This is a genomic window from Micromonospora sp. NPDC049580 (assembly GCF_040675595.1).
Taxonomy (GTDB): domain Bacteria; phylum Actinomycetota; class Actinomycetes; order Mycobacteriales; family Micromonosporaceae; genus Micromonospora.
Map to the genome: position 1 here is coordinate 1 of NZ_JBFAPG010000478.1, position 4882 is coordinate 4882.

Genomic DNA, 4882 nt, shown 5'->3' on the forward strand with positions numbered 1-4882 from the left:
CGCCCGAGCCCCGCAGCAGTCGGGGGGCGAGCGCGTCGGCGCTCAGCGCTCCGACGCCGGCGACCACGAGCCCGGCCAGCAGCGGGGGGATCAGCGCCACCGGAAGCACCCGGGCCGCGTCCCCCCGGACTCCGAGACGACGCCGGGGCAGCGCCCACATCAGACCGGTCTCCGCGCCCAGCGTGCAGACCGCGGTGGCCACGGTGACCACGCCGATGGCGGCGAAGAACGCGCCCGCGCCGGCCGTTCCGTACCCCCGGGTGATCACCACGGCCAGCACGAAGCCGAACAGTCCGCTGGTGGCGGCGCCGAGCAGGCCGGCCACGCCGCTGCGGGCGCTGCGGCGCGTCTCCGCCGCGCCGATGTCGACCGTGCCGGCAGCGCCCGCGCCCGAGCGGTGCGGGCCGTCGGGGCCGGCGCCGGCCGGTGGCCGGGTGGCGGCGGTCATGCCGGCACCGCCGTACCCGGCGGGCGCGGCGGGCCCTGCCGCTGCGCGCTCGCCAGCCGTTCCCGTTCGGCGAGCGCCATGGCGAAGGCGACCGCGAAGAACGCGACCGACAGGTTCTGGTTGGCCATGCCGTAGAACGGGACCTGCACGAGGCAGACCACCGGCACCACCGCCAGCCACTGCCCGGCCGCCGAGGTCGCCCGCGCGCAGATCACCGCGGCGGCGACGAACCAGGCCAGAAAACACACCAGCGCCGGTACGCCGTGGCTGAACAACACCATCCACAGCTGCCCCTGGGTGCCGATCGGCGCGGCCGCGGAGACCGTGTCCACGTTCACCGGAGCGCCGTAGCCCAGCCACGGCGAATCCTGCACACGGCGGATCACCTCCGTGTAGAGCGACAGGCGGTCCGTGTTGGTGTCACTGGAATCGACCCGCTGGCTGATCAGGTCGGTGATCGGGATGACCAGGGTGGCCAGCGCGCCGATCACGACCACGCCGACGATGGACGCGGCGACCCGGACGTTGCCGCGCATGCTGGCCCGCACCCCGAGCACCGCGAGCCCGGCGCCCAGGCTGAGGAACATCGCCCGATTCAGCGTGAGGAACGCCGGCGCCAGCGACAGCGGCAGGGACGCCAGCAGCATCCAGCGCAGCAGACCCCGACGGCGCAGCATGGTGTACGCCACCACACAGGGCAGGGTCATGGCGTACGCGCTGCCGTAGTTGTTGGTGTACGAGAACGGCGCGGCCGGCCGGTAGATCGGGTTGAGCGAGCGCTCGCTGTACTCCGCGGTGGTCAGGTGCACCATGTCCTGGATGAACGGGGTACGAGCCACGCCGGCGGGCAGCAGCACCTCCATCGGGGTGGTCATCGCCAGCCGGGGCACCAGCACCCCGAGCCAGCCCAGCACCACCAGAGCGAACCAGAACGCGCAGAGCGGGGTGAGCACCGCCACCAGGTCGGCGCGTTCCCGAGCGGCGGCGTAGACATAGACCCCGACCACCAGCGCGGTCAGGTAGAAGGCCAACCGCAGGGCGAACGTCAGCAGCGAGGCCGGCGAGGACAGTTGGGTGGCGCTGACGACCACGATGGCCAGGAACAGCAGCCAGCTGCCGGCGGCCGGCGGCAGCGGCACCCGACCCCGGGTGAGCAGCAATGCGAGCAGCAGCGCGCCCAGCAGCGGCCAGCCCAGGTAGAAGGCCCCGAGCGACCACCAGAGCGGCACCAGCCCGAACATCAGCGCCAGCGGCCAGAGCGGCAGCCGGGCGGGGGGCGGGGGCGGTGGCGCCGGCCCGAGGGGGGCGGCGGCGTCGCCGGGTGGCGGCTCGGTCGCCGGGGCGCGGGTGAGCGACACCGGTCAGACCCGGCCGTTGCGGGTGAGCACGAAGCCCAGCGGGGTGACCCCGGCGGCGCGTAGCCGCTCGACGAGCCGCCGCAGGTCACTCTGCCGGGTGCGGTCCCGCTCGATGACCACCACGGCGCTGCCCTGGCGGGCCACCGCCACGCCACGCTCGTCGGACTCCGCAGGTGGGGCGTTGAACAGCACCAGCCCGTGGTCCGCGCCCTGCCGCCAGGTGCCGAAGCGGACGCTGCCCACCCCCACGGTCACCTCGTCCGCCGACGTCGGCCGGCCGTTTTCGGCGTGGCCGGACGTCACCCGGGGCAGGGTCAGCGTGGCGTCCGGGTCGGTGGACGGACGGGCGCCGGGCGGGTGCGGGGAGGGCCGCCGAGGCGCCGGGCTCTCCGCGGTGGCGCCGGCCGGGCTCGGAGCGCCGGCCGGGCGGGGCTTGGGCACCAGCGGCCGGGACGGGTCGACGGGCAGCCGCCCGCGGTCGGCGAGGACTGCGGCGCGCAGGCGCTCGACGCGTCCGCTGTCGTCGGCGACGAAGACCTCCCGGCCGTCGGCGGCGAGCGCCACGGCCAGCCCGGCGGTGAGTGCCGTGGCGTCTTCCCGGGCGGTGACCAGCGCGACCCGGGCCGGTTGGCGGACCCGCTCGGCGACCGCCATCGCCACGTAGCGGATGTCCGCGTCGACGGCCCGGGGGCTGCCCCGAAACGCCGGCCGACGCACCGTGCCGAGCAGCGGCAGGCCGCTGGCGTCCCGACCGTCGTTGACCGAGCGGACCCGCCGGTCGGTCGACTCCCAGGCGTACGCCAGCACGACGCCGAGCAGCGCGCCGCCGAGCAAACCGGCGACCAGGTAGAGCGGCCGATGCCCGGCGGAGGTGGCCAGTGCCCGCTCGGCGGTCTGGGTTACCCAGCCGGGGTTGACGTCGACCGCGGCGATCTCGGTACGGGCGGCGTTGAGCTGGGTGAGCTGGTTGTTGATGCCGGACAGTTCGGCCAGCGCTGCGTCGCCGGCGGCGGTGCCCTTGGCGCTGCTCACCCGCTTCTGGACGGCGACCTGCTGGGCGGCGACCTTGGTGATGCTGGCGTCGTAGGAGCGCAGCATCTCGGCGCGCTGCTGCTCGTACATGGTGCGCCGCACGTCGAGGTACGCCTGCGCGGCGAGGTTGGCGCCCTGCACCGCCCGCTGCGCGTCGGGCGCCTGGTAGCTGAAGCGCAGGATCTGCCCGCCGGTGGGGACCTCGACCTCAAGGGCGTTGCGGATCTCGCGCGGGTCGCCGCCGGCGGCGTCGGCGAGACGTTGAACCACCTGGGTGCCGGTGGCGAGACCGCTCTCCACGTTCATGTTGACGGCGCGGTCGGCACCCGCACCGCTGGGGGTGAAGGCGTCGGTGACCACCGGGCGGACCGCCACCACCGCGCTCGCGGTCACCGCCGCCGGCACGAGCAGCACGTAGCCGAGGGCGGCGAGCAGGCCGACCAGGGCCACCGCGACCACCAGCCGCAGCCGGTGCATCGGCACCCGCAGCAGGTCGGTGAGCGTGACGGTACGGGCGGTGCCGGCGGACGGGCCGTCCGTCGGCCAGGAGGCGGGCGTCGTGTCAGTCATGGAACTTCTTCACCGTCTGTTGAGGATTGCCGACGACGACGACGCCCGGTGGCACGTCCGCGCGCACCACCGTCGCGGCGCCCACGACGCTGTTCCGGCCGACCCGGACCCCCTTGAGGACCAGTGCGTGCGCGCCGATCCACACGTTGTCCTCGAGGACGATCGGGGCGCGCGTGGCCGGGCCGGGCGGGGCGTGCCGCTGCTCGGGCGGCAGGTTGTGGAAGTCGTTGTCGAGGAGTTCGCAGTCGGACAGGAGGCACCGGTCTCCCACCGTCACCGACGTCCAGGTGCCGATCCAGGTGGCGTTGAGCAGACAGTCGGCGCCGATGCGCACCTCGCCGGGGCCGGCGAAGCGGACCAGTTTGTTGAGGCGGCTCCGGTCGCCGATGCTGACCCGTACGCCCCGGCGCAGCCGGATCCGACCTCGGATCTCCACGTCCCGGCCGAGCGTGAGCCGGCGGTAGCGCAGCCTGTACCACGCGCGTTTGAGCGCGAAGACCAGGTGCACGGCGCGTTTCGCGCGGATGCCAGCGGCGCCGACCAACGACCCCTCCCCCACATCGTGGGGTCGGCGGCGGTGGTCCCGCCGCCGACCCAACGCGAACAATCTACCGATGCTCCGTTACCAACGGTTGACCGTTACTGCACGGAGAAGAACATCGAGGGGGTAGACCAGGACAACTCGGGCGCCGCTGTGGCGATGACCGTCGCCGTGGCGCCGTTGACCACGGCGGTCGGCGCGGCCGTCGGGTCGAACGGCACGCTGCGCAGCGTGCCGTCGGTGGCACCGTAGACGATCCGACCGCCGACCCAGGCCATGCCGCGCACAGCCGACCAGGTGACACCGGTGGTGGGCAGCGCGAACTCGGTGGCGCCCAGATAGTTGCCGTCGATCTCGAAGTAGCGGTAGTAGAGGTTGTTGGTGCCGGTCCGGGTGTAGTAGAGCCGGCCGTCGAGGTAGAAGGCCCCGGTCAGCAGCGCCGGGTTGAACCAGTCGTTGTAGCCGGACGCCTCCCACGGCGACCCGATCGCGCCGCCGTTGAACAGCGAGACGTCGATCCGGCTGCCGGTGGGCGTACCCGCGACGGTGTGCGCCCAGTAGATCCGGTCGTCGACCCGCCAGGTCGCGCCGGCCGCGGTGTAGGCGGGCTGGCTGACCACGGTCGAGGTGCCCAGCGCGGCGCCGTCGAACGGCACCTTGGTCACGGCGCCCGGGGCGGTGGCCAGGTAGAGGTTGCCGGTGGTCGCCGACGGCGGGTTCTTCGCGGTGAACGTACGCCCGCCGGCGAGCGGGAACATGCCGAGCCGCCCGTGGTACTCCTCGCCCATGCCGTCGGAGTTGTGCCCGAAGTAGAGGCCGTCCGAGCCGCGCCAGAGCACCGGCACCGCGGAACCCCAGGCGGTGGTGCCGGCGGGCATCGAGGCGCTGCCGCTGCGGCGCGGGTTCCAGTTCACCGGCAGGCCGGTGGCCGGG

Annotated in this window: 3 protein-coding genes and 2 pseudogenes; all 5 read right to left on the reverse strand. The window is 74.0% G+C overall.

Translation table 11 applies throughout. From position 1 onward, the window contains the following. Positions 1–448, reverse strand: a pseudogene (locus tag AB0J68_RS27240) (lipopolysaccharide biosynthesis protein); the annotation flags it as partial. Then, entirely contained in the window at positions 445–1713 is a 1269-nt protein-coding gene (locus AB0J68_RS27245) for an O-antigen ligase family protein (protein ID WP_354862972.1), read from the reverse strand. The pseudogene AB0J68_RS27240 and the gene AB0J68_RS27245, both read right to left, overlap by 4 nt. Before the next feature lie 96 nt (positions 1714–1809). Beyond that, on the reverse strand, positions 1810–3408 hold the full coding sequence (locus tag AB0J68_RS27250; protein ID WP_363941181.1) for a lipopolysaccharide biosynthesis protein: 1599 nt from the start codon (positions 3406–3408) through the stop codon (positions 1810–1812). Beyond that, a complete protein-coding gene (locus tag AB0J68_RS27255; RefSeq protein ID WP_354862968.1) occupies positions 3401–3952 on the reverse strand; it encodes an acyltransferase in 552 nt (183 codons plus the stop codon). Before AB0J68_RS27255 ends, AB0J68_RS27250 begins: the two co-directional genes overlap by 8 nt. Before the next feature lie 95 nt (positions 3953–4047). Then, positions 4048–4882 (reverse strand): annotated as a pseudogene (locus tag AB0J68_RS27260) (hypothetical protein); the annotation flags it as partial.